Origin of the sequence: Streptomyces sp. NPDC001373, assembly GCF_042895815.1 — a bacterium.
Lineage (GTDB): Bacteria > Actinomycetota > Actinomycetes > Streptomycetales > Streptomycetaceae > Streptomyces.
Genome location: NZ_JBIAWQ010000001.1, coordinates 979,132 through 1,002,556 on the forward strand (window position 1 = coordinate 979,132; position 23,425 = coordinate 1,002,556).

Annotated in this window: 25 protein-coding genes; 2 read left to right on the top strand and 23 right to left on the bottom strand. The window is 71.3% G+C overall.

Annotated features, from left to right (window positions below):
• Window positions 1-152 precede the first annotated feature (152 nt).
• A complete protein-coding gene (locus ACFY15_RS04740) occupies window positions 153-713 on the top strand; it encodes a hypothetical protein (protein WP_390825010.1) in 561 nt (186 codons plus the stop codon).
• Window positions 714-784: 71 nt separating this feature from the next.
• Here the strand turns inward: ACFY15_RS04740 and ACFY15_RS04745 are convergent, their stop codons facing one another.
• The 8 genes from ACFY15_RS04745 to ACFY15_RS04780 all read right to left on the bottom strand — a co-directional run bounded on the left by ACFY15_RS04745 (window position 785) and on the right by ACFY15_RS04780 (window position 8,957).
• Window positions 785-967, bottom strand: coding sequence for a hypothetical protein (locus ACFY15_RS04745; RefSeq protein ID WP_390687629.1), 183 nt, complete (start codon window positions 965-967; stop codon window positions 785-787).
• A 172-nt stretch (window positions 968-1,139) separates the two neighbouring features.
• Window positions 1,140-1,700, bottom strand: a complete 561-nt coding sequence (tsaE, locus tag ACFY15_RS04750) for a tRNA (adenosine(37)-N6)-threonylcarbamoyltransferase complex ATPase subunit type 1 TsaE (protein ID WP_390687628.1) — start codon at window positions 1,698-1,700, stop codon at window positions 1,140-1,142.
• Window positions 1,657-2,910 (bottom strand): alpha/beta fold hydrolase, encoded by a 1,254-nt coding sequence (locus ACFY15_RS04755; protein ID WP_390825048.1) that lies wholly within the window; start codon window positions 2,908-2,910, stop codon window positions 1,657-1,659. Before ACFY15_RS04755 ends, tsaE begins: the two co-directional genes overlap by 44 nt.
• Complete coding sequence (gene alr / locus ACFY15_RS04760) at window positions 2,907-4,043, bottom strand: alanine racemase (RefSeq protein ID WP_390687626.1); 1,137 nt, start codon at window positions 4,041-4,043, stop codon at window positions 2,907-2,909. The genes ACFY15_RS04755 and alr overlap by 4 nt, the downstream gene beginning before the upstream one ends.
• A gap of 244 nt (window positions 4,044-4,287) precedes the next feature.
• Window positions 4,288-5,703, bottom strand: a complete 1,416-nt coding sequence (locus tag ACFY15_RS04765) for an NAD(P)H-hydrate dehydratase (RefSeq protein ID WP_390687625.1) — start codon at window positions 5,701-5,703, stop codon at window positions 4,288-4,290.
• Window positions 5,704-5,729: 26 nt separating this feature from the next.
• Window positions 5,730-6,098, bottom strand: a complete 369-nt coding sequence (locus tag ACFY15_RS04770; RefSeq protein WP_390687624.1) for a holo-ACP synthase — start codon at window positions 6,096-6,098, stop codon at window positions 5,730-5,732.
• 14 nt (window positions 6,099-6,112) lie between these two features.
• Complete coding sequence (gene glmS, locus ACFY15_RS04775) at window positions 6,113-7,984, bottom strand: glutamine--fructose-6-phosphate transaminase (isomerizing) (protein ID WP_390687623.1); 1,872 nt, start codon at window positions 7,982-7,984, stop codon at window positions 6,113-6,115.
• 172 nt (window positions 7,985-8,156) lie between these two features.
• Window positions 8,157-8,957, bottom strand: a complete 801-nt coding sequence (locus ACFY15_RS04780; protein ID WP_390687622.1) for a hypothetical protein — start codon at window positions 8,955-8,957, stop codon at window positions 8,157-8,159.
• A gap of 376 nt (window positions 8,958-9,333) precedes the next feature.
• On the opposite strand from ACFY15_RS04780, the gene coaA reads away from it, so the two are divergent.
• Window positions 9,334-10,356 (top strand): type I pantothenate kinase, encoded by a 1,023-nt coding sequence (coaA, locus tag ACFY15_RS04785; RefSeq protein WP_366450427.1) that lies wholly within the window; start codon window positions 9,334-9,336, stop codon window positions 10,354-10,356.
• 102 nt (window positions 10,357-10,458) lie between these two features.
• Here the strand turns inward: coaA and glmM are convergent, their stop codons facing one another.
• The 15 genes from glmM to secY form a co-directional block, all read right to left on the bottom strand.
• The gene (gene glmM, locus ACFY15_RS04790) at window positions 10,459-11,817 is read right to left on the bottom strand and encodes a phosphoglucosamine mutase (RefSeq protein ID WP_390687620.1); all 1,359 of its coding nucleotides are present in this window, start codon (window positions 11,815-11,817) and stop codon (window positions 10,459-10,461) included.
• Between the two features lie 136 nt (window positions 11,818-11,953).
• Window positions 11,954-12,469, bottom strand: coding sequence for a 30S ribosomal protein S9 (gene rpsI / locus ACFY15_RS04795; RefSeq protein ID WP_045945298.1), 516 nt, complete (start codon window positions 12,467-12,469; stop codon window positions 11,954-11,956).
• Window positions 12,470-12,510: 41 nt separating this feature from the next.
• Window positions 12,511-12,954, bottom strand: coding sequence for a 50S ribosomal protein L13 (gene rplM / locus ACFY15_RS04800; RefSeq protein ID WP_387265812.1), 444 nt, complete (start codon window positions 12,952-12,954; stop codon window positions 12,511-12,513).
• 234 nt (window positions 12,955-13,188) lie between these two features.
• Complete coding sequence (locus ACFY15_RS04805; RefSeq protein ID WP_390687619.1) at window positions 13,189-14,460, bottom strand: glycosyltransferase family 87 protein; 1,272 nt, start codon at window positions 14,458-14,460, stop codon at window positions 13,189-13,191.
• Between the two features lie 67 nt (window positions 14,461-14,527).
• Window positions 14,528-16,147 (bottom strand): ABC-F family ATP-binding cassette domain-containing protein, encoded by a 1,620-nt coding sequence (locus ACFY15_RS04810; RefSeq protein ID WP_390687618.1) that lies wholly within the window; start codon window positions 16,145-16,147, stop codon window positions 14,528-14,530.
• Window positions 16,148-16,189: 42 nt separating this feature from the next.
• Window positions 16,190-17,041, bottom strand: a complete 852-nt coding sequence (gene truA / locus ACFY15_RS04815; RefSeq protein WP_390687617.1) for a tRNA pseudouridine(38-40) synthase TruA — start codon at window positions 17,039-17,041, stop codon at window positions 16,190-16,192.
• Window positions 17,042-17,143: 102 nt separating this feature from the next.
• Window positions 17,144-17,620 (bottom strand): 50S ribosomal protein L17, encoded by a 477-nt coding sequence (rplQ, locus tag ACFY15_RS04820; protein WP_389609996.1) that lies wholly within the window; start codon window positions 17,618-17,620, stop codon window positions 17,144-17,146.
• Window positions 17,621-17,704: 84 nt separating this feature from the next.
• Window positions 17,705-18,727 carry a DNA-directed RNA polymerase subunit alpha gene (locus ACFY15_RS04825; protein WP_215023456.1) on the bottom strand — a complete coding sequence of 341 codons (1,023 nt, stop codon included), beginning with the start codon at window positions 18,725-18,727 and terminating at the stop codon, window positions 17,705-17,707.
• A 149-nt stretch (window positions 18,728-18,876) separates the two neighbouring features.
• A complete protein-coding gene (rpsK, locus tag ACFY15_RS04830; protein WP_003956432.1) occupies window positions 18,877-19,281 on the bottom strand; it encodes a 30S ribosomal protein S11 in 405 nt (134 codons plus the stop codon).
• Between the two features lie 54 nt (window positions 19,282-19,335).
• A complete protein-coding gene (gene rpsM / locus ACFY15_RS04835; protein WP_007265919.1) occupies window positions 19,336-19,716 on the bottom strand; it encodes a 30S ribosomal protein S13 in 381 nt (126 codons plus the stop codon).
• Window positions 19,717-19,916: 200 nt separating this feature from the next.
• Window positions 19,917-20,030, bottom strand: coding sequence for a 50S ribosomal protein L36 (gene rpmJ / locus ACFY15_RS04840; protein WP_003956441.1), 114 nt, complete (start codon window positions 20,028-20,030; stop codon window positions 19,917-19,919).
• A 62-nt stretch (window positions 20,031-20,092) separates the two neighbouring features.
• Window positions 20,093-20,314 carry a translation initiation factor IF-1 gene (infA, locus tag ACFY15_RS04845; protein ID WP_003956442.1) on the bottom strand — a complete coding sequence of 74 codons (222 nt, stop codon included), beginning with the start codon at window positions 20,312-20,314 and terminating at the stop codon, window positions 20,093-20,095.
• Window positions 20,315-20,453: 139 nt separating this feature from the next.
• Complete coding sequence (gene map / locus ACFY15_RS04850; protein WP_366450437.1) at window positions 20,454-21,305, bottom strand: type I methionyl aminopeptidase; 852 nt, start codon at window positions 21,303-21,305, stop codon at window positions 20,454-20,456.
• A 100-nt stretch (window positions 21,306-21,405) separates the two neighbouring features.
• Window positions 21,406-22,053, bottom strand: a complete 648-nt coding sequence (locus ACFY15_RS04855) for an adenylate kinase (protein ID WP_390687616.1) — start codon at window positions 22,051-22,053, stop codon at window positions 21,406-21,408.
• Complete coding sequence (gene secY / locus ACFY15_RS04860) at window positions 22,053-23,366, bottom strand: preprotein translocase subunit SecY (protein ID WP_366450440.1); 1,314 nt, start codon at window positions 23,364-23,366, stop codon at window positions 22,053-22,055. The genes ACFY15_RS04855 and secY overlap by 1 nt, the downstream gene beginning before the upstream one ends.
• Window positions 23,367-23,425 lie beyond the last annotated feature (59 nt).

Below are 23,425 nucleotides of genomic sequence, written 5' to 3' on the forward strand. Positions count from 1 at the left end.
CAGCCTACGACTCCCCGGGCCCCGGGCCTTGCGGCCGGTCGGAACAGGGCCCGGCTGCTACCTTTCGACCGGGAGTACGACGCGGCGGCGGGCAGCAACGGCCCGGCGGCGCCGCAGAACCGGTACGCGCAGGCGCGGAGAGGTGGAGCAAGGTGTCACGCAGCAGCTCGGGAATCGTGGCCGGGCTCACCGCCGCGGCGATCGCCGCGATCGGCTTCCTCGGCTACCAGGCCCACGCGACCGCTCCCGCGCACCCCGCGAAGGCCGCCGAGAAGGCCCCGGCGGCCCCGCAGCAGCAGGCTCCGGCGCAGCAGGACGCGGCGAAGCCGGCGGCGCTGCCGGCCGAGTCGGGGGCCGGGCAGCGGGTCGTGTACTCGGTGTCGCAGAAGCGGGTGTGGCTGGTCGCCGAGGACGGCAAGGCCCCGAAGACGTTCACGGTGGTGCCGAGCACCGTGCAGCCCGCGCCCGGCAGCTACCTGGTCAACTCGCGCGCCGGGACGGTCACGGGCTCGGACGGGGTGCCGATCGAGCACGTCGTGCGGTTCGCCAGCAGCACCGAGGGGATCGCGATCGGTTTCAGCGCCCGTGTGGACGGTGCGCTGCCGCAGCCGGACCCGGCGAAGAAGACGGGCGGCATCCGGATGTCGCGTGCGGACGGCGACGCCATGTGGGCCTTCGCGCTCTACAACTCGAAGGTCGTCGTCGTCCAGTAGGACGCCCCCGGCCTGAGGCCGGGCACGCTTTTCACCCGTACGTGGGCGCCGTGCGCGGGCCCTGGCGGGCTTCAGGCCGCTTCCGGTTCCGTGGAGGCGGCCTGTTCCCTGTCCGCGGCGCCCTCGCCCGCGGGCTCCTGGGGAGCCGGCTCCGAGCGGGCGGGCGGCGTGGACACCGCGGTGGCGGCCGCGCCCGCCGCGAGCAGGGCCCGCATGGACACGATGGGCGCTCGCTCTGCTCCTGCTGCCGACATGGCTGCCTCCTGGGGCCCCGGGACGCGGTACTTAGGTACACCTAACCAACGCTCCGTACCATGTCATCACGCGGGCCCGCACCGGCGCAATATTTTCCCGACGGGTTGTCGGTACCTCGTCGGGAAGACCGGCTGCGCGGGCGACGTCGGCACCTCTCGTCGGGGAAACCGGCTACGCGGGCGACAGCGCCGCCAGCTGCGGCCCGGCCTGCGCCCAGCGGGCGCCGACGCCGCGCAGCGCGACCTCGCGCACGTCGTCCAGGACCTCCTCGTGGCCCACCGCCCGCCCGATGACCACGTGCAGCCGGTCGTCGGAGAGCTCCTCCACCTTGCCGTCGCCCCACTCGACGACGACCACGGACTCGGGCAGCGAGACGTCGAGGTCGAGGTCCTCCATCTCGTCCAGGCCGCCGCCCAGCCGGTATGCGTCCACGTGCACCAGCGGCGGCCCGTCGCCCAGGGACGGGTGCACCCGGGCGATCACGAAGGTCGGCGAGGTCACGGCCCCGCGCACGCCCAGCCCCTCCCCCAGTCCGCGGGTCAGGGTGGTCTTGCCCGCGCCGAGCTCACCGGTCAGCAGGACCAGGTCGCCGGGGCGCAGCAGGCCGGCGATCCTGCGGCCCAGCTCCTGCATGGAGGCGGGCGAGTCGACGGTGATCAGGGTTTCGGCGGCGGCCTGGGCCAGGGCCTCAGCGGCCGGGCTGCGCGGCGCTTCCCGCTGTACGTCTTCCATGCGCCCCAACGTTAGTCGCTGCGGGGACGGCTCCGGCGCGGGCCAGCAGGCCGGTGAGCAGCCCCGTCACGATCTCGGGGCGCTCCAGCATCATCAGGTGCCCGGTCTCCTCCAGGACCACGAGCTCGGCGGCCGGCAGCTGCTCCTTGATCGCCACGCTGTGCTCGGCCGGGGTGATCATGTCCCGGTCCCCGGCGACGACGGTGACGGGCACGCCGGCGAACCGCTGGAGGGCGGCGCTCTTGTCGTGGGCCTGGAAGGCCGGGTAGAACTCGGCGACCACGTCGATCGGGGTGGCCTCGATCAGCCGCTCGGCGAAGCGCGCGACCCCGGGGTCGACGTCGCGGGAGCCGAACGAGTAGAGCTTGATCATGCCGGCGAAGAGGTCGGCGGTGGCCCGGCGGCCCTTCTCCACGAGCTCCACCTGGGAGCCGAGGGCCTTGAGCACGCCCGGCAGCAGGCGGCGCACCGCGCCCTGTCCGATGGACGGCAGCCCGTAGGTGACCTCGTCGAGGCGCCCGCTGGACGTCCCGATCAGGGCCACGCCGAGGACGCGGTCGCGCACCAGCTCCGGGAACTGCTCGGCGAGGGCCATGACGGTCATCCCGCCCATGGAGTGGCCGACGAGGACGAGCGGGCCCTCGGGCGCGGCGGCGTCGATGAGGGCCTTGAGGTCGCGGCCGAGCTGGTCGATGGTGACGGGCTCACCGTCGGCCTGGGCGAGGCCGCGGGCGCTGCGGCCGTGGCTGCGCTGGTCCCAGTAGACGGAGCGGACGACGCCGCGCAGGGCGGCGCGCTGGAAGTGCCAGGAGTCCTGGCTGAGGCAGTAGCCGTGGCAGAACACGACGGTGGCCGGGGCCGCGCCCTTGCGCCGCGGCCGGCGCTTCCCGCGGCCGCGGGCGGCCGCCGCGGCCGTTCCGGCCGTTCCGGCCGTTCCGGCCGTTCCGGCCCCGTCGAGCTCGTCGACCTCGTAGTAGAGCTCGGTGCCGTCCTCGGTGCGGCAGGTGCCCTCGGACCCGCGCAGGGAGCCGTAGTCCCCCGCCGCGTCCAGGGCGAGGCGTGCCTTCCTGCGGATGCCCCGGCCCACGGTGATCCTTTCGACGGCGACACCGGCCGCGGCGCCCGCCGCTATGACACCGATGGCGGCGCCGGCCCAGCCGGCCTTGCGCCAGTTCTCGCTCACGACGTCGCCGTCCTCACTCAGCCTCAGCCGCCGAGGTAGACCCGGGGCACCCGAGCTCCGATACGGGTGACGATCTCATACGCGATCGTATGCGCCGCTTGAGCCCAGTCCTCGGCGGTCGGCTCGCCGCGTTCGGCGTCGCCCAGGATGACCACCTCGTCGCCCGCCCCGGCGCGGTCCTCGCCGAGGTCCACGACGAACTGGTCCATGGCGATCCGCCCGGCGGCCCGGCGGATCTTCCCGGAGACGAGCACGGGCCCGCGGCCGGAGGCGTTGCGCGGGATGCCGTCGGCGTATCCGGCGGGGACGAGCGCGAGGTGGGTCTCGGACTCGGTGACGTAGTGGTGTCCGTAGCTCACGCCGTGGCCGGCGGGGACGGTCTTGACCAGCGCGAGGGAGGCCCTGAGCGTCATCGCGGGCCGCAGGCCGAGCTGGGCGGGGGTGCCGAGCTCGGGCGAGGGCGAGACGCCGTAGACGGCCAGGCCGGTGCGCACGAGGTCGAAGTGGCTCTCGGGGAGGGTGAGGGTGGCGGGCGAGTTGGCGATGTGCCGGACCTCGGGGTCGACGCCCTCCTTCTCCGCGTGGGCCAGCATGTCGCGGAAGGCGTCGAGCTGGAGCCGGATGGAGGGATGGCCCGGCTCGTCGGCGCAGGCGAAGTGGGACCAGACGCCGGTGACCCGGACGGTGCCCTCGGCCTGGGCGGCCACGGCCGCGCCGACGAGGTCGGCCCAGTCGGCGGGCTGGCAGCCGTTGCGGCCGAGGCCGGTGTCGGCCTTGAGCTGGATCCGGGCGGTGCGGCCGGCCGCGCGGGCGGCCGCGCGGACCTCGTCCAGGGCCCACATCCCGCTGACGGACACGTCGATATCGGCCTCGACGGCCTCCCGCCAGGGCCCGCCGGGGGTCCACAGCCAGCACATGATCCGCCCCTGGATCCCGGCGGCGCGCAGCTCCAGCGCCTCCTCGGGGGTGGCGGTGCCGAGCCAGGTGGCCCCGGCCTCCTGGGCCGCCCGGGCGCACTGGAGGGCCCCGTGCCCATAGGCGTTCGACTTGACGACCGCCATCAGCTCGGCCCGGGGTGCCCGTGCGCGCAGTGCGCGCACGTTCGCCCGTACCGCGTCAAGATCGATCTCGGCGTACACGCGCATCGGTGTCTCGTTCATCGCCCACAGTCTCTCAGAACCCCCACCACTCGGTGATCGGGCATGGTTCGCGCCTCCTTGTCCGACCCGCCGGACGGGAACGCAGGGCCGACGGCGGGCCGACGGCGGGGCGGCCGCGCCCGGCGCCGCACCTCGCCGCCCTGGCGGCGCACCCCATACGTCCAGTACGACGGCGCCCCGCCAACCCACCGGTGCACGGCACCGGACGACGCGGGCCTGACCGGCAGGATCCGGAAGAGGCCGCCTACGCCATGACGCTCCGCCACGCCCGCGGCAGCGCCGCGGCCACCTCCTGCGCCACCACCGGCGCGCCGTCCGCCGCGAACCGGCCCGCCAGACCGTGCAGGTACGCCGCCACCGAACCCGCGTCCACCGCGCCGAGACCCCCCGCCAGCAACGCCCCCGCCAGCCCCGACAGCACGTCCCCGCTCCCGGCGGTGGCCAGCCAGGGCGTCCCCGTCGGATTCACCCGCACGGCCCCGCCCCCGGCGGGGGCGACCAGCGTGGTCGACCCCTTCAGCAGCACGGCCGCCCCGTACCGCCCCGCCAACTCCCGTACGGCGGCCAGCCGGCCGGCCTCCACCGCCTCCCGCGCCACGCCCAGCAGCGCCGCCGCCTCCCCCGCGTGCGGGGTCAGCAGGGTCGCGGCCCGGCGCCGGCGCACCACCGCGCCGTCCAGCCCGCGCAGCCCGTCCGCGTCGACCAGTACCGGCACGTCCGTGTCCGCCAGGGCCCGCTCGGCCTCCTCCGCGCGCTCCGAGCCCAGTCCGGGCCCGACCACCCAGGACTGCACCCGCCCCCGCCCGACCAGCACCTCGGGAAAGCGCGCCAGCACGGCGTCCGCCGCCGGTCCCACGTACCGCACCGCGCCCGCGCCGCCGCGCAGGGCCCCCGCCACGGCGAGCACCGCCGCGCCCGGGTACTGCAGCGATCCGGCGACGACCCCGACCACGCCCCGCCGGTACTTGTCGCTCGACGCCGTCGGCACCGGCAGCAGCCGCGCCACGTCGGCGTGTTGCAGCGCCTCGGTCTCCACGGGGGCGGCCGCCAGGTCCAGTCCGATGTCGACCAGCCGCACCGCCCCCACCCGCGAGGCCCCCGGATCGGTCAGCAGCCCCGGCTTGTACGCCCCGAAGGTCACGGTGACGTCGGCCGTCACCGCCGGGCCCGCCACCTCCCCGGTGTCCGCGTCCACCCCGCTCGGCAGGTCCACCGCGACCACGGGCGTCCCGGCCGGGATCCGCTCCACCAGCGCGGCGGCGGCCGGCCGCAGGCCGCCCCGGCCGCCGATCCCGAGCAGCCCGTCCACGACCAGGTCGGCCCGCTCCGGCACCGACGCCCCGACCCGTCCCCCGGCGGCCCGCAGCGCGGCCAGCCCGCCCGGGTGCATCCGCTCCGGGTCCATCGGGACCGCCGTCACCGCGACCCCGCGCCGCGCCAGCCGGGCGCCCGCGTACAGGGCGTCGCCGCCGTTGTCGCCGGGCCCGACCAGCAGGACCGCGCGGGCCCCGTGCACCCGGCCCCGGCGCCGGGCCAGCAGCTCCGCGCACACGACGGCCAGCCCGGCCGCGGCCCGCGCCATCAGGGCACCCTCCGGCAGACGGGCCATCAACTGCCGCTCGGCGGCCCGTACGGTCTCCACGCTGTAAGCAGTACGCATACCACCAGCGTGCCGCACGCGGGGCGTCAGCCCTCGGCGATCACCACCGCCGACGCGATCCCGGCGTCATGGCTCAGCGAGATGTGCCAGGACTTCACGCCGAGCGCCCGGGCCCGGGCCTCGACGGTGCCGGACACCCGCAGCCGGGGCTGCCCGGTCTCCTCGACGTACACCTCGGCGTCGGTCCACAGCAGCCCGCCGGGCGCGCCCAGCGCCTTGGCCAGGGCCTCCTTGGCCGCGAACCGGACGGCGAGCGAGGCGACTCCGCGCCGCTCGCCGCTCGGCAGCGTCAACTCGGTGTCGAGGAAGAGCCGCTCCGCCATCTGCGGCGTCCGCTCCAGCGCCGCGCCGAACCGCTCGATCTCGGCCACGTCAATCCCCACACCGACAATCACAACGACAACTCCAACTACTCCACCGTCACGGACTTCGCGAGATTACGCGGCTGGTCCACCTCGTTGCCGCGCGCGGTCGCCAGCTCGCACGCGAACACCTGGAGCGGGACCGTCGCGACCAGCGGCTGGAGCAGCGTCGGGGTCGCCGGGATGCGGATCAGGTGGTCGGCGTACGCCACGACGGCGTCGTCGCCCTCCTCCGCGATCACGATGGTCCGCGCCCCGCGCGCCCGGATCTCCTGGATGTTGGAGACGATCTTGTCGTGCAGGACGGACCGGCCGCGCGGCGACGGGACGACGACCACCACCGGCAGGTCCTCCTCGATCAGCGCGATCGGCCCGTGCTTGAGCTCGCCCGCCGCGAAGCCCTCGGCGTGCATGTACGCCAGCTCCTTGAGCTTGAGCGCGCCCTCCAGGGCCACCGGGTAGCCGACGTGGCGGCCGAGGAAGAGCACCGTGTCCTTGTCGGCCAGCGAGCGGGCCAGGGCCCGCACCGGCTCCATCGTCTCCAGGACCCGGTCCACGGCCTCGGCGATGTCCGACAGCTCCCGGATCACCGCCTCGATCTCGTCGCCCCACTTCGTCCCCCGCACCTGGCCGAGGTACAGGGCGACGAGGTAGCAGGCCACCAGCTGCGTCAGGAACGCCTTCGTCGAGGCGACCGCCACCTCCGGCCCGGCGTGCGTGTACAGCACGGCGTCCGACTCGCGCGGGATCGTCGACCCGTTCGTGTTGCAGACGGCCAGCACCCTGGCCCCCTGCTCTCGCGCGTGCCGCAACGCCATCAGGGTGTCCATGGTCTCGCCGGACTGGGAGATCGCGATCACCAGCGTCCGCTGGTCCAGGATCGGGTCGCGGTAGCGGAACTCGCTGGCCAGCTCGGTCTCGCACGGGATGCGGGTCCAGTGTTCGATGGCCAGCTTCGCGATCATGCCCGCGTGGTACGCCGTACCGCACGCCACGATCACCACCTTGTCGACCTCCCGGAGCACCGAGGCGGGGATGCGCACCTCGTCGAGGGTCAGCAGGCCGCCCGCGTCGATCCGGCCCAGGAGGGTGTCGGCGACGGCCTTCGGCTGCTCGGCGATCTCCTTGAGCATGAAGTAGTCGTACCCCCCCTTCTCGGCCGCCGAGGCGTCCCAGTCCACGTGGTACGCCCGCACCTCGGCGGGCCCACCGTCGAAGCCGGTCACCGTGACCCCGTCGCGGCGGAGCTCGACGACCTGGTCCTGCCCCAGCTCGATCGCGGACCGGGTGTGGGCGATGAACGCGGCCACGTCCGAGGCGAGGAAGTTCTCGTCCTCCCCGACGCCCACCACCAGCGGGGAGTTCCGGCGCGCCCCGACCACCACGTCCGGCTCGTCGGAGTGCACCGCGACCAGCGTGAACGCGCCCTGGAGCCGCCGGCACACCTGCCGCATCGCCTCCGCCAGCCCGGCGCCCGCCGGGCCGCCGGCGGCCCGGACCGCGTCGAAGCGCTCGGCCAGCAGGTGCGCGACGACCTCCGTGTCCGTCTCGGACTCCAGCCGGTGCCCCCGCTCGGCCAGTTCGGCGCGCAGCTCGGCGAAGTTCTCGATGATGCCGTTGTGGACGACGGCCACCCGGCCGGAGTTGTCCAGATGGGGATGGGCGTTGACGTCCGTGGGCCCGCCGTGGGTCGCCCACCGGGTGTGCCCCAGGCCCGTGGAGCCCGCCGGAAGCGGCTGTGCGACCAGCTCCTTCTCCAGGTTGACGAGTTTTCCGGCCTTCTTGGCGCTGGAGAGCTTCCCATCGGCGAGGACGGCGACGCCGGCCGAGTCGTAGCCGCGGTACTCCAGTCGCTTCAGTCCGGCGATGACCACATCGAGCGCCGACTGCGCTCCCACGTATCCCACAATTCCGCACATAGGCCGCAGGGTACGCCTGAGTTGGGCGCCTGTCGGGTACCCGAACAGGACGAAAACCCGCCCGTCGAACCCGCCCTCCGGATCAGCCCGCCGGATCCGCCCTCCGGATCCGCCCGCCGGATCAGGCCGGGCACGGTCGACCCCCCTGCCGAACCGCCGCCCTGTCGAAGCGTCAGCCCAGCCGTCTGACCTGCGCCTCGATCGCGGGCGCCGCCAGCTGCGCCTCGCCGGACAGCCGGTCCGCGTGGAAGTTCACGAGCGTGCCGCCCTTGCGGACCACCATGAGCTCCGTCTGGTACGGCTCCCCGTCGCGCTCCGCCTCGACGGTGTACGCGAGGGCCTCGTCGCCGCCGTACGCGGCGTGCGGGACGACCCGGGTCACCGTGACGCTCTCGCCGCCCGCGGTCGCCGTGTACCCGCCCTCGCAGGCCCGCCCCGCCGTCTGCAGCTCGGCGAAGTGCCCGCGGGCGGCGTCCCCCGCGTACGAGCCGAGGGTCACCACCGTCACCGTCGAGCTGGCGGCGTCGAGCGCGGCCGCCCGCTTCTGCCCCTCCGGCGCGTCGTCCGGCAGCGCCGACGCCACCGCGACCACCGCGGCCCTGGCCCAGCCGGTCCGCCCCGCCGGCAGGTACCCGGTCATGGCGTGGGCCAGCTCCAGGCACTCGGGCCGGTCCACGGCCCCCGGCACGCTGTCGTGGGCCTCGGGGGTGACCTTGTGGTCCAGCAGGTCCCCCTGCGCCACCAGCAGGCGCTCCGGAGCCGGCTGCGGCCTGCCCTTCTGCGGGGGGACGACCTGCTGCCCCTTGTGCGCGGGCCCGGCGTCCGCCCCGGAGGCCGGCGCCTCGGCGGCCGGGACGCCCTCCTCCACCACGATCACGGTGGGCCGGCCGGCCCCGCACCCGGTGCCCAGCAGGGCCAGCGCCAGCCCCGAGACGGTCAGTGCGGCCGCGCGCCGCACGCGCACCGCTCTCATACGGGCTTCTCGGCCCGCGCCCCGAAGGCGGCCGGCAGACGCAAGGACGCGCCGGACACGGCCCGCACGCCGCGCCGCACGAACGTGGTACCCACGTAGAGCTCTCCCCCATGAACCAGATCACCGCCAGGACGCCGGTCAACGCCGCAGTGACGAACAATGTACGACTTGCTCGATCACGCGACCGGTGTTAATGACACATACGCAGGATCTTCCTGGTCACACGGGGGAATCGTGACCGGCACGAGACAGGACGGGCTTCCGATCGAGACCCGGTCGGAACGCCGCCGCCCCACCTGGGCGTTTCCGCCTCCCCGGCCCGCCACGTGACCGACCCCACCACCCACGCGGGGCCCCGAGCCCCGACAATGGCGGTGTGATCACATCGCCGACGCGCTGTACGCCGGAGCACGCAACGGAGCGTCCCGGCCCCCGCCGGGTGCCGGAGCCCTCGCCCTACGTCGACCTCACGCGGGCCGAGTGGAGCGCCCTGCGCGAGCGCACCCCCCTGCCCCTGACGGCGGAGGAGGTCGAGCGGCTGCGCGGCCTCGGCGACGTCATCGACCTCGACGAGGTGCGGGACGTCTACCTCCCGCTCTCCCGCCTGCTCAACCTGTACGTCGGCGCCACCAGCAACCTCCGCGGCACCCTGAACACCTTCCTCGGCGACGCCGGCGGCAACGGCCACGGCGCCCAGCAGGGGACCCCGTTCGTCATAGGAGTCGCCGGTTCCGTCGCCGTCGGCAAGTCCACCGTGGCCCGCCTGCTCCAGGCCCTCCTCGCCCGCTGGCCCGAGCACCCCCGCGTCGAACGGGTGACCACGGACGGCTTCCTCTACCCGATGAAGGAGCTCCAGCGCCGCGGCCTGACCTCCCGCAAGGGCTTCCCCGAGTCCTACGACCGCCGCGCCCTCACCAAGTTCGTCGCCGACATCAAGGCCGGCAAGGACGAGGTCACCGCCCCGGTCTACTCGCACCTGATCTACGACATCGTCCCGGACGAGCGGCTGGTCGTGCGGCGCCCGGACATCCTCATCGTCGAGGGGCTCAACGTCCTCCAGCCGGCCCTGCCCGGCAAGGACGGCCGGACCCGGGTCGGCCTCGCCGACTACTTCGACTTCAGCGTGTACGTGGACGCCCGCCCCGAGGACATCGAGCGCTGGTACCTCAACCGCTTCCGGAAGCTGCGCGAGACCGCGTTCCAGAACCCGTTCTCCTACTTCCGCAAGTACACCCAGGTCTCCGAGGAGGAGGCCCTGGAGTACGCGAAGACGATGTGGCGGACCATCAACAAGCCCAACCTGCTGGAGAACGTCGCCCCCACGCGCGGCCGCGCCACCCTCGTCGTCCGCAAGGGTCCCGACCACAAGGTCACGAAGCTGAGCCTGCGCAAGCTCTGAGGGCCCGCCGCGGGCGGCCCCGGAAACGGCCGTGGCGCACCCGGTGGGGGCGGAAGCTCCGCCCCCACCGGGTGCGCCACACAGGTCCTGCGGGGTGAGGTCCTAGCCGAGGGCCGACTTCACCACGTCCGCGAGCCGCCCGGCGACCGCGCGGGCCTGCTCGATGTCGGCGGCCTCGACCATCACGCGGACGAGGGGCTCGGTGCCCGAGGGGCGCAGCAGCACCCGTCCGGTGGAACCGAGCTCGCGCTCCGCCTCGGTGACGGCGGTGGCCAGCTCCGCGGAGGTGGAGACGCGGGACTTGTCGACGTCCTTGACGTTGATCAGGACCTGCGGGAGCCGCGTCATGATTCCCGCGAGCTCGGCCAGCGAGCGGCCGGTGGCCGCGACCCGGGCGGCCAGCATGAGGCCGGTGAGGGTGCCGTCGCCGGTGGTGGCGTGGTCGAGGATGATCACGTGGCCGGACTGCTCGCCGCCCAGCGCGTAGCCGTGCTCCTTCATCGACTCCAGGACGTACCGGTCGCCGACCGCGGTCTGGACGAAGGCGATGCCCTCGGCCTCCATGGCCAGCTTGAAGCCCAGGTTCGACATGACGGTGGCGACGACGGCGTCCTCGCGCAGCTGGCCGGCCTCGCGCATGGCGAGGGCGAGCACCGCGAGGATCTGGTCGCCGTCGATCTCGTTGCCCTCGGCGTCCACCGCCAGGCAGCGGTCGGCGTCGCCGTCGTGGGCGATGCCGAGGTCCGCCCCGTGCTCGACGACCGCCTGCTTGAGCAGGCCGAGGTGGGTGGAGCCGCAGCCGTCGTTGATGTTCAGGCCGTCGGGCTCGGCACCGATGGTGACGATCTCGGCGCCGGCCCGGGCGAAGGCCTCGGGCGAGACGCGGGCGGCCGCGCCGTGCGCCTCGTCCAGGACGATCTTCAGCCCGTCGAGACGGTTGGGCAGGACCCCGATCAGGTGGGCGACGTACTTGTCGAAGCCCTCGTCGTAGTCCGAGACGCGGCCGACGCCGACGCCGGTGGGCCGGTCCCACGGAGCGCCGGTGCGGTGCTCCTCGTAGACGGACTCGATCCGGTCCTCCAGTTCGTCGGCGAGCTTGTGGCCGCCGCGCGCGAAGAACTTGATGCCGTTGTCGGGCATGGCGTTGTGGCTCGCGGAGAGCATCACGCCGAGGTCGGCGCCCAGCGCACCGGTGAGATACGCCACCGCCGGGGTGGGCAGCACACCGACGCGCAGGACGTCCACGCCGGCGCTGGCGAGGCCCGCGACGACCGCGGCCTCCAGGAACTCGCCCGAAGCGCGGGGGTCGCGGCCGACCACGGCCGTGGGGCGGTGGCCCGCGAAGGTGCCCGCCTCGGCCAGTACGTGCGCGGCCGCCACGGAGAGGCCGAGCGCGAGCTCGGCCGTCAGATCCGCGTTGGCGACGCCTCGTACACCGTCCGTCCCGAAGAGTCGTCCCACTGTTGTCCTCCCGAGTTCACGCTTCGCTAGGTGACCGCTAGTGACAGATGTTTGCCGCTTTTGGCGGTAAACGAACCGCCCCGACAGCACGGAGAGTGCTGCCGGGGCGGTTTCGTTGCTGAACAGCAGGCGCAGATTAACGCTTGCTGTACTGCGGAGCCTTACGGGCCTTCTTGAGACCGGCCTTCTTGCGCTCGACCGCACGGTCGTCGCGGGAGAGGAAGCCGGCCTTCTTCAGCGCCGGGCGGTTGTTGTCCACGTCCGCCTCGTTCAGCGCGCGGGCCACGCCGAGGCGCAGGGCGCCGGCCTGACCGGAGACGCCGCCACCCGAGATGCGGGCGATGACGTCGTAGCGGCCGTCGAGCTCGAGGAGCTTGAAGGGCTCGTTGACTTCCTGCTGGTGCACCTTGTTGGGGAAGTAGTCCTCAAGGGTGCGACCGTTGATCTTCCACTTGCCGGTGCCCGGAACGATCCGGACGCGGGCGATGGCGTTCTTGCGACGGCCCAGGCCGGCGGCCGGCTGGGGGTCACCGAAGCGACCGGCAAGGGACTCGGAGGTGTAGTCGCCCTCGACGACGACGTCCGACTCGGTGGTGTACTCCTCGACGCCCTCGAACTCGTCGACGGGGGTCTCGGCGGTGGTCTCGGCCACGATGCTCCTCAGAATTCTCTGTGTTTAGGGGGTGGCCGGAACTACTGCGCGACCTGGGTGATCTCGAACGGCACCGGCTGCTGCGCAGCGTGCGGGTGCTGGTCGCCCGAGTAGACCTTCAGCTTCGAGAGCATCTGACGGCCCAGGGAGTTCTTGGGGAGCATGCCCTTGACGGCCTTCTCGACGGCCTTCTCCGGGTTGTTCGCCAGCAGGTCGTCGTAGCGCACGGAACGCAGACCACCCGGGAAACCGGAGTGACGGTAGGCCATCTTCTGGGACGCCTTGTTGCCGGACAGGTGAACCTTGTCGGCGTTGATGACGATGACGAAGTCGCCCATGTCCATGTGGGGGGCGTAAGTCGGCTTGTGCTTGCCCTTCAGGAGGGTAGCGGCCTGAGTCGCCAGACGGCCGAGGACGACGTCCTGGGCGTCAATGACGAGCCACTGGCGCGAGATGTCGCCGGGCTTGGGGCTGTACGTACGCACGCGTATGCCTTCGCTTCTTCAGTGGTGGGTCATCCCATAGGGCGCAAGCCCTGCGGGAAGGGTCCTGACAGGGTCACCACGGACGATCACGACAGCCCTCGTTCACAGCGGGGACGCACCCGCGTGAACTGCTGGTCATCGGTCCGGTGGACCGGCGTAAGGCCCTTTCACGTGAGAATGAGAAAGCCCATACGCATAACAAACCAGCAGGATACCCAAGCAGACCCGTATGGGTCAAAACGCGGTCCGCGATGCCGACACTGCCGGCGCCGCGGCGCACTCCGGTTCGGTCCTGGGTGGGGACCCCGCAGTTGTTACGGGCTCCAGAATAACCCGGCCGGAGAGCAGCGCACGACGCACCAGCAGTCCCGCGAGCCCGCACAGGGTCAGACAGTCCCGGAAGGCCCGCCTCTTGTGCGCGATCTCCGAGGGCCACGGGATCCCCGCCGCCTGGGGCACCAGGGCCGCCCAGAACCAGCCCGAACGGGGTGCGGAGCCCTCCCGGACCCCCGACGCCAGCAGCGGCGGCAGCACCAGCAGCAGGTAGTGGTCGAAGGACGGACGTGAGACGAGGAACACGGCGAGCATCACCGTACAGGCGGTCTCCACCAGCCGCAGCTCGCCCCCGTCGCCCTGCGGATCCGGCCGCCGCCACCGCCGCCACGCCGCCCACAGCCCGGCCGCCGCCCCCGCGCCCGCCACCGCCACCGCCACCGGCTGCGGCACCCCCAGCCGCGGCAGCACCGCGATCGGCGAGGCGTCCCAGGGCAGCGCGTACGCGTCCTGCCCCTGGAGCAGGAACGGCAGCGTCCTGGTGAAGAACAGCGTCGGGCTCGGCATCAGCAGCGCCCCCGCCAGCGACAGCCCCACCGGCACCAACACCGCCACGGCCAGCCCCCGCCAGCGCCGGGCCAGGACGAAGAGCAGCCCGACCGGCACCAGCATCGGCTTGCAGGCGATCGCCAGCCCCACCACCAGGCCCGCCGCCGCCCAGGACCTCCGGTGCGCCAGCAGCAGCGCCACCGGCAGGGCCGCCACCGAGATCGCCGTCCAGTTCCCGATCAGGACCAGGTTCAGGTACGGCTTGTACGCCAGCCCCAGCAGCCCGAGCCCGCCGACCGCGAAACGCGAGCACAGCGGCACCGAGAACAGCCGCAGCGACGCCCACCACCCGACGGCCACCAGCCCGGAGATCCCCGCCGGCAGCAGCCAGCGCAGCACCTCCCGGGGCACCAGCGCCTCCGGCACCGCCATCAGCACGGCACTGGGCAGGTACAGGAAGCGCTTGTCCTCGTACGGGGAGACCCCCTCCAGCAGCGCGTCCGCCGCCTTGACCACGAACGCGTTGTCCGAGCCCCAGTTCGCCCGCAGGCTCGTCGACACCGACACGGCCAGCAGCACCACGAGTGCCACCGCCCGCCAGGACCGCGGCGCCGGCCCGAGCAGCCAGGCCACCCGTCGGCCACCCGTGACCCGACGGCCACCGCCCGTCACCCAGATGCGCATGAGCCAGATGCTAGGCCGCAGCCCCACGACGCCTCCCCCTCGACCCGCGCGGGGGAGGTCCCGCCCCCTAGCGCTTCCGGTCGACCCTACGTTCGTCCCACACGGGCTCCTGAGTCTCCCGCACAACACCGTCCGAACCGAAGACCAGGTAACGGTCAAATGTGCGCGCGAACCAGCGGTCGTGCGTCACGCACAGCACCGTGCCCTCGTACGACTCCAGGCCGTCCTGAAGGGCCTCCGCCGACTCCAGGTCGAGGTTGTCCGTCGGCTCGTCCAGCAGCAGTGCCGTGGTCCCGGCCAGCTCCAGCAGCAGGATCTGGAACCGCGCCTGCTGGCCGCCCGACAGCCTCTCGAACGGCTGCTCCGCCTGGCGCTCCAGCTCGTAGCGGCGCAGCGCCCCCATCGCCTGCCCCAGGGGCTTGGCCGCCTCCGTCCACAGGATGTCGACGAGGGTCCGGCCGAAAAGCTCCGGGTGGGCGTGGGTCTGCGCGAAATGGCCGGGAACCACCCGTGCGCCCAGCTTCCAGTCACCGGTGTGCTTGACGTCCTCACCCGCCAGCAGCCGCAGGAAGTGCGACTTGCCGGAGCCGTTCGAGCCGAGCACCGCGACGCGCTCCCCGTAGAAGACCTCCAGGGAGAACGGTTTCATCAGCCCGGTCAGCTCCAGGTTCTCCACCGTCAGCGCGCGCACGCCCGTACGGCCGCCCTTGAGCCGCATCTTGATGTCCTGCTCCCGCGGCGGCTCCGGCGGCGGGCCGGCCTCCTCGAACTTCTGGAAGCGGGTCTGCATCGCCCGGTAGCGCGAGGCCATGTCGGGGCTGCTCGCGGCCTGGTTGCGCAGCCGCAGCACCAGGGCCTTCAGCCGGGCGTGCTCCTCGTCCCAGCGCCGCTTGAGCTCCTCGAACCGGGCGAAGCGCTCCTTGCGGGCCTCGTGGTAGGTGCCGAAGCCGGCCCCGTGCACCCAGACGTCGGAGCCCGTCGGGCTCGCCTCCAGGCTGATGATCTTCTGGGCGCCCTGGGTCAGCAGCTCCCGGTCGTGGGAGACGAACAGGACCGTCTTGCGGGTGGCCCGCAGCTGCTCCTCCAGCCAGCGCTTGCCCGGGACGTCGAGGTAGTTGTCCGGCTCGTCGAGCAGCAGCACCTCGTCCGGCCCGCGCAGCAGCGCCTCCAGCACCAGCCGCTTCTGCTCACCGCCGGAGAGGGTGCGCACCTCGCGGAACTGCGCCTGGTCGTACGGGATGGCAAGCGCGGCCATCGTGCAGACGTCCCAGAGCGTCTCCGCCTCGTAGCCCTGGACATCGGCCCAGTCGCTCAGCGCCTGGGCGTAGGCCATCTGGGCGGCCTCGTCGTCGACGGTGAGGATCAGCTCCTCGGCCCGGTCCACGGCCTTGGCCGCCTCCCGGATCCGCGGCTGGGACACCGAGACGAGCAGGTCCCGGACGGTCGTCTCGTCGCGCACCGAGCCCACGAACTGGGACATCACGCCGAGGCCGCCGCTGTGGGTGACCGCGCCGCCGTGCGGCTGGAGCTCACCGGAGATCAGCTTGAGCAGGGTGGTCTTGCCCGCGCCGTTGGCCCCCACGAGGGCGACCACCGCCCCCTCCCCCACCCTGAAGGAGACGTCGGGGAGGAGGACCCGCCCGTCGGGAAGGTAGTACTCCAGGTGGCTGGCTTCGAGATGTCCCATGCCGGGCATTGTCCCGGTCCCGCGGGGCCGGACCCAAACCGATTAGCAGCAGCCCTTGCCGGGCAGGGTGCGCAGGTTCCGCGCCTCCTTGCTGCGGGCGGCCAGCAGCTCGTCCGCCGGGTAGCCGACCTCCTCCAGGGTCAGCCCGTGCGGCTTGACCACGTGCACCGAGGAGTCCCGCACGGCCGCGGCCAGGACCCGGCCGGGCCACTCGACGGGCCGGTGCCCGTCGCCGACGTGCAGCAGCGCGCCGACCAGCGAGCGGACCATGTTGTGGCAGAAGGCGTCGGCGCGGACGGTCGCGGTGACGATCCCGTCCTCGGCCCGCACCCAGCTGAGCTCCTGGAGGGTGCGGATCGTCGTGGCGCCCTCGCGCTTCTTGCAGTACGCGGCGAAGTCGTGCTCGCCGAGCAGGGCGCGGGAGGCCTCGTTCATGGCGTCCACGTCCAGCGGCCACTGGTGCCACAGCACGTGCCCGCGGCGCAGCGGGTCCACCCCGCCCTGGTGGTCGCCGACCCGGTAGGCGTAGCGGCGCCAGATCGCGGAGAACCGCGCGTTGAAGCCCTCGGGGGCCTCGGCGACCTTCCACACCCGGATGTCGTGCGGGAGGCGGCCCGCCAGCCGGCGCAGCAGCTTGTCGTGGTGCTCGGCCCACACCTCCCCGGCGATGTCGAACTGCGCGACCTGGCCGCGGGCGTGCACGCCGGCGTCGGTGCGCCCGGCGACGGTCAGCTCGACCGGGTCGGGCAGCCGCATCACGGTCTTCAGGGCCGATTCCAGCTCGCCCTGGACGGTCCGCAGCGTGCGCTGCTTCGCCCAGCCGGAGAAGTCCTTGCCGTCGTAGGACAGGTCCAGCCGTACCCGGACGTGCCCGGGCTCCACCTCGTCACTCACGTGACAGATCCTCTCAGACGCACAGAAATGCAGAACGGGCCCGCCCCGGGAAGGGGCGGGCCCGTTCAGAGCCGATCAAGCAAGCTCGATCCCGGAGCGGGATCAGGCCTCCTTGGTCTCCTCGACAGCCTCGGTCTCGGCAGCCTCGGCCTTGGCCTCGGCCTCCTTCACCGCACGCTTGGTCGCGGCCTCGGCCTCGCCGGTGGCCTGCTGGGCGACCGTGAGGGCCTCGACGAGCTCGATCACGGCCATCGGGGCGTTGTCGCCACGACGGTTGCCGATCTTGGTGATGCGCGTGTAACCACCGGGGCGGTTCTCGTAGCGCGGGGCGATCTCGGTGAACAGCGTGTGCACGATGCTCTTGTCCGTGATCGTCTGCAGCACCAGGCGACGGTTGTGGATGTCGCCCTTCTTGGCCTTGGTGACCAGACGCTCGGCGTAGGGACGCAGGCGGCGGGCCTTGGCCTCGGTGGTGGTGATGCGGCCGTGCTCGAAGAGCGCCTTCGCGAGGTTCGCGAGAAGGTGCTTCTCGTGCGCGGCGGAGCCGCCCAGACGGGCACCCTTAGCGGGACGCGGCATGGTGTTACTCCTTCATTTCTGCACCGGCCGTGTCAGGTACCGGTGTCAGTTCCCCCGGGGCGGACGCCCCGGGAAAGTCATTTCCTAGTACTGCTCGGTCTCGACGAAACCGGCGTCCGCGTCGTCGTCGGCGCCGAAGGCGTCGGCGGCGGCGGTCGGGTCGAATCCGGGCGGGCTGTCCTTGAGGGCCAGGCCCATGCCGGCGAGCTTCGCCTTGACCTCGTCGATCGACTTCGCACCGAAGTTGCGGATGTCGAGCAGGTCGGCCTCGGAGCGGGCCACGAGCTCACCCACGGAGTGGATGCCCTCGCGCTTGAGGCAGTTGTACGAGCGGACCGTGAGCTCGAGCTCCTCGATCGGCAGCGCCAGGTCGGCGGCCAGGGCGGCGTCCGTGGGGGACGGGCCCATGTCGATGCCCTCGGCGTCGATGTTGAGCTCGCGGGCCAGACCGAACAGCTCGACCAGGGTCTTGCCGGCGGACGCCATGGCGTCGCGCGGACGCATGGCCTGCTTGGTCTCGACGTCGACGATGAGCTTGTCGAAGTCGGTGCGCTGCTCGACTCGGGTCGCCTCGACCTTGTAGGTGACCTTCAGGACGGGCGAGTAGATGGAGTCGATCGGGATACGGCCGATCTCCTGGCCCACCTGCTTGTTCTGGACGGCGGAGACGTAGCCGCGACCGCGCTCGACGGTCAGCTCCATCTCCAGCTTGCCCTTGCCGTTGAGCGTGGCGAGGACCAGGTCCGGGTTGTGCACCTCGACACCGGCCGGGGGCGCGATGTCGGCAGCGGTGACCAGGCCGGGACCCTGCTTGCGCAGGTACATCACGACCGGCTCGTCGTGCTCCGAGGAGACGACCAGCTGCTTGATGTTGAGGATGATGTCCGTGACGTCTTCCTTGACGCCCGGCACGGTGGTGAACTCGTGCAGGACGCCGTCCACGCGGATGCTGGTGACAGCGGCACCCGGGATGGAGGACAGGAGGGTACGGCGCAGGGAGTTGCCGAGGGTGTAGCCGAAGCCCGGCTCCAGCGGCTCGATCACGAACCGCGAGCGGTACTCGTCGACGACCTCTTCGGTCAGCGAAGGACGCTGAGCGATAAGCATGTCTGTTCCTTCAGTCGTGGACGCCCACTATTTGACGCCCGACAGGCGCGGCCCGGAGGCCGCTGACTTACAAGGGTACGGGCGGTACGTCCCCCCGAGGGGGTGCGTACCGCCCGGACACTCAAAGACGCACAGGTGCGTCCGCTGCGTCAGACGCGGCGGCGCTTCGGCGGGCGGCAGCCGTTGTGCGGGGTGGGGGTGACGTCCTGGATCGAGCCGACCTCGAGGCCGGTGGCCTGGAGGGAGCGGATCGCGGTCTCACGGCCGGAGCCGGGACCCTTGACGAAGACGTCGACCTTGCGCATGCCGTGCTCCTGCGCGCGGCGGGCGGCCGACTCGGCGGCCATCTGCGCGGCGAAGGGGGTGGACTTGCGCGAGCCCTTGAAGCCGACGTGGCCGGCGGAGGCCCAGGAGATCACGTTGCCGGACGGGTCCGTGATCGAAACGATGGTGTTGTTGAACGTGCTCTTGATGTGGGCGTGCCCGTGAGCGACGTTCTTCTTTTCCTTGCGGCGCACCTTCTTGGCAGCGCCCTGACGACCCTTGGGGGGCATCTCTTACTCCTACGGGAGGTGGTCGGTCCTACAGCGCAAGACCGCTGAACAGGACTACTTCTTGCCCGGCTTCTTCTTGCCGGCGATCGCGCGACGCGGGCCCTTGCGGGTACGCGCGTTCGTGCTGGTGCGCTGACCGTGCACGGGCAGGCCACGGCGGTGGCGGATGCCCTGGTAGCACTGGATCTCGATCTTGCGGCGAATGTCGCCCTGGATCTCGCGGCGGAGGTCACCCTCGGTACGGAGGTTGGCGTCCACGTACTCGCGGATCTTGACGAGGTCCTCTTCGGCCAGGTCACGAACGCGGGTGTTCGGGTTCACGCCGGTGGAGGCGAGGATCTCCTTGGACCGGGTGCGCCCGATACCGAAGACGTAGGTGAGTGCGATCTCCACACGCTTTTCGCGCGGGATGTCAACACCGGAAACGCGTGCCATTCAATGGCTCCTGTGTGTTCGGGGGTCTTCCGCAGAACCACTCCCGACCGCCGACCACCGCGAAACGGGTGGTGGTACGTCCGGGTCCCCGGCCCCCGCCGGAGGTGCCGCCGGCCCCTCTCAGGGCTGGGCGGGCTCTGCGTATGTACGTTTTGTTACGTCGCGCGAAGAACTGCGTAAGGCAGGTCGGTCGGCGTGCGTCAGCCCTGGCGCTGCTTGTGGCGCAGGTTGTCGCAGATGACCATGACCCGGCCGTGACGGCGGATCACCTTGCACTTGTCGCAGATCTTCTTGACGCTCGGCTTGACCTTCATGTGGGTGAGGTTCTCCGGGTCAGTGCCACCACCCGCGCCGGAGCGGGGTGCGGGGGCAAGATCTACTTGTATCGGTAGACGATCCGGCCACGCGTCAGGTCGTACGGAGACAGCTCCACAACGACCCGGTCATCGGGAAGGATGCGGATGTAGTGCATACGCATCTTGCCGCTGATGTGCGCGAGGACCTTGTGACCGTTCTGGAGTTCCACCTTGAACATGGCGTTCGGGAGGGACTCGATCACGGTGCCCTCGATCTCGATGGCACCTTGCTTCTTGGCCACGCTTCGCCTTTCGAATCGGCTACCTTGATCGGCCCACGGACATGCGAATGCACGTGAGCCGACGAGTCAGTCTACGTCAGGGCACCGAGAAAGACGAATCCGGAAAGTTTGCCCCAGAGTCTAGATCATTAACCGACGGCTACCCGAGGGGGTCCGGCGCCGTGGTGACGCCGTACTCCGCGAGCTTCGCCTTGCCGCAGTCCGGGCTGGTCAGGACGATCGGACCGGCCTCCGTGAGGGCGACCGAGTGCTCCCAGTGCGAGGACCAGGTGCCGTCCGTGGTGATGACCGTCCAGTCGTCGGCGAGTACCTCCGTCTGGGGGGTGCCCAGGGACACCATAGGCTCGATCGCCAGGCACAGGCCCGGGACCAGCTTGATGCCCTTGCCCCGCTTGCGCGAGACGTAGTTCAGCAGGTGGGGGTCCATGTGCATCTCGGTGCCGATGCCGTGGCCGCCGTAGTCCTCGATGATCCCGAACTTGCCGAGGCTGTGCTCACCGGTGGACGGGCGGGGCTGGCGCTTGATGTAGCCCTCGATGGCCTTCGAGATATCCACGAGGCGGTTGCCCGCCTTCATGGCCGCGATGCCGGCCCACATCGACTCCTCGGTCACCCGGGAGAGCTCGACCAGCTCCGGAGCGTGGCCGGTGCCCACGAAGGCCGTGTACGCCGCGTCCCCGTGCCAGCCGTCGACGATGGCGCCGGCGTCGATGGAGATGATGTCGCCGTCCTTGAGGACCGTCTTGTCGTCCGGGATGCCGTGGACGACGACCTCGTTCACCGAGGTGCAGATGGTCGCGGGGAAACCCCCGTAGCCGAGGAAGTTCGACTTCGCCCCGGCGTCCGCGATGACCTTGCGGGCCACCATGTCCAGGTCCCGCGTCGTGGCGCCCGGCACGGCCGCCTCACGGGTCGCCGCGTGGATCGCGGCGACGACCAGCCCTGCCTCGCGCATCTTCGCGATCTGCTCGGGGGTCTTCAGCTGAACCATGAAACGGCCTTCCACCTTCGAAAAACGGGGTCTTCCCAACAGTACGGCCGCGATGCCCGAAGGACACCGCGGCCGTACTGTCGGTCACGAACAGGAGCGACTACTTCTTCAGGGCGTCCATCGCCCGCTTGGTGATCTCGTGCACCTCGCCGAGGGCGGAGATGGTCACCAGCAGGCCCTGGGCCTTGTAGTAGTCGATGATCGGCTCGGTCTGCGTGTGGTAGACCTCCAGCCGGTTGCGGACCGTGTCCTCGGAGTCGTCGCCCCGCTGGTACAGCTCGCCGCCGCAGTGGTCGCAGACGCCCTCGGCCTTCGGAGCCGCGTAGATCACGTGGAAGACGTGCGCGGAGTTCTGGCGGCAGATCCGCCGGCCGGCGATCCGCTTGACGACCTCGTCCTCCTCGACCTCCAGGTCGAGGACGGCGTCCAGCTTCATGCCGGCACCGGTCAGCATCTCGTCCAGGGCCTCGGCCTGGGCGACGTTGCGCGGGAAGCCGTCGAGCAGGAAGCCACCCGCGGCGTCCGACTGCTCCATGCGGTCCTTGGCCATGCCGATGGTGATCTCGTCGGGAACGAGCTCACCGGCGTCCATGAACGCCTTGGCGCGCAGGCCGAGCTCCGTGCCCTGGCTGATGTTGGCGCGGAAGAGGTCGCCCGTGGAGATGTGCGGGATCGACAGGTTCTTGGCGAGGAACGCGGCCTGCGTTCCCTTGCCCGCCCCGGGGGGTCCGACGAGGACGATTCGCATCAGCGGAGGAACCCTTCGTAGTTGCGCTGCTGGAGCTGGCTCTCGATCTGCTTCACGGTTTCCAGACCCACACCCACGATGATCAGGATGCTCGTCCCGCCGAACGGGAAGTTCTGGTTCGCTCCGAAGCCGGCCAACGCCATTGTCGGCACTAGAGCGATGAGACCCAGGTACAGCGACCCCGGCCAGGTGATCCGGTTGAGTACGTAGCTCAGGTACTCAGCGGTAGGCCGGCCGGCGCGGATGCCCGGGATGAACCCACCATACTTCTTCATGTTGTCGGCAACTTCCTCGGGGTTGAACGAGATCGCCACGTAGAAGAACGCGAAGAAGACGATCAGGAGGAAGTAGGCGGCGATGTAGTACGGGTGGTCGCCCTTGACGAAGTGCTTCTGGATCCAGGTCGCCCAGCCGGCGGTCGAACCGCTGAACTGCACGATCAGGGCCGGGATGTACAGCAGCGACGAGGCGAAGATGACCGGGATGACACCGGCCTGGTTCACCTTGAGCGGGATGTAGGTGGACGTGCCGCCGTAGGCACGGCGACCGATCATGCGCTTCGCGTACTGGACGGGAATCCTGCGCTGGGCCTGCTCGACGAAGACCACCAGGGCCACCATCGCGAGACCGACGAGGATGACCACCGCGAACTCCACCCAGCCATCAGCGATCTTGCCCTGGAGCTTGATCGTCCAGAGAGCGGTGACGAAGCCGGCCGCGATCGAGATGAACATCAGGATCGACATGCCGTTGCCGATGCCGCGGTCGGTGATGAGCTCGCCGAGCCACATGACGATGCAGGTACCGGCGGTCATGGTGATCACCATCGTGACCGTGGTGAAGATCGAGCGGTCCGGGACGATCTCGCGAGCGACCGGGCAGGTGCCGAACAGGGCGCCGGTACGCGCGGTGGCGACCAGGCCGGTGCCCTGGAGGATCGCGAGGGCGACCGTCAGATAGCGCGTGTACTGAGTGATCTTCGCAGTGCCGGCCTGCCCCTCTTTCTTGAGGTTCTCCAGCTTCGGAATGACCACGGTCAGCAGCTGCAGGATGATGCTCGCCGTGATGTACGGCATGATGCCGAGCGCGAAGATCGTGATCTGCAGCAGCGCACCGCCGCTGAACATGTTGACCAGACCGAAGAGGCTGTTGCTGCTCCCCATCTGGTCCACACAGATCTGAACGTTCTTGTAGCTCACGCCGGGTACCGGGATGTGGGACCCGAGCCGGTACAGCACGATGATGCCGAGCGTGAAGAGCAGCTTCTTGCGCAGGTCGGGCGTCTTGAACGCCCGGGCGAACGCGGTGAGCACGGTGCCTCCTGCGACCCCCGCGCTACTGCGTCAGAGGTGACGGTCTGAGGATCGACGAT

Excerpts from the sequence above, each read along its gene's own strand:
- ACFY15_RS04745 (WP_390687629.1), bottom strand. The coding sequence starts at position 967 with ATGTCGGCAGCAGGAGCAGAGCGAGCGCCCATCGTGTCCATGCGGGCC.
- tsaE (WP_390687628.1), bottom strand. The coding sequence starts at position 1,700 with ATGGAAGACGTACAGCGGGAAGCGCCGCGCAGCCCGGCCGCTGAGGCC.
- alr (WP_390687626.1), bottom strand. The coding sequence starts at position 4,043 with ATGAACGAGACACCGATGCGCGTGTACGCCGAGATCGATCTTGACGCG.
- ACFY15_RS04765 (WP_390687625.1), bottom strand. The coding sequence starts at position 5,703 with ATGCGTACTGCTTACAGCGTGGAGACCGTACGGGCCGCCGAGCGGCAG.
- glmS (WP_390687623.1), bottom strand. The coding sequence starts at position 7,984 with ATGTGCGGAATTGTGGGATACGTGGGAGCGCAGTCGGCGCTCGATGTG.
- ACFY15_RS04780 (WP_390687622.1), bottom strand. The coding sequence starts at position 8,957 with ATGAGAGCGGTGCGCGTGCGGCGCGCGGCCGCACTGACCGTCTCGGGG.
- ACFY15_RS04805 (WP_390687619.1), bottom strand. The coding sequence starts at position 14,460 with ATGCGCATCTGGGTGACGGGCGGTGGCCGTCGGGTCACGGGTGGCCGA.
- ACFY15_RS04810 (WP_390687618.1), bottom strand. The coding sequence starts at position 16,147 with ATGGGACATCTCGAAGCCAGCCACCTGGAGTACTACCTTCCCGACGGG.
- rplQ (WP_389609996.1), bottom strand. The coding sequence starts at position 17,620 with ATGCCGCGTCCCGCTAAGGGTGCCCGTCTGGGCGGCTCCGCCGCGCAC.
- ACFY15_RS04825 (WP_215023456.1), bottom strand. The coding sequence starts at position 18,727 with ATGCTTATCGCTCAGCGTCCTTCGCTGACCGAAGAGGTCGTCGACGAG.
- rpsK (WP_003956432.1), bottom strand. The coding sequence starts at position 19,281 with ATGCCCCCCAAGGGTCGTCAGGGCGCTGCCAAGAAGGTGCGCCGCAAG.
- rpsM (WP_007265919.1), bottom strand. The coding sequence starts at position 19,716 with ATGGCACGCGTTTCCGGTGTTGACATCCCGCGCGAAAAGCGTGTGGAG.
- rpmJ (WP_003956441.1), bottom strand. The coding sequence starts at position 20,030 with ATGAAGGTCAAGCCGAGCGTCAAGAAGATCTGCGACAAGTGCAAGGTG.
- map (WP_366450437.1), bottom strand. The coding sequence starts at position 21,305 with ATGGTTCAGCTGAAGACCCCCGAGCAGATCGCGAAGATGCGCGAGGCA.
- ACFY15_RS04855 (WP_390687616.1), bottom strand. The coding sequence starts at position 22,053 with ATGCGAATCGTCCTCGTCGGACCCCCCGGGGCGGGCAAGGGAACGCAG.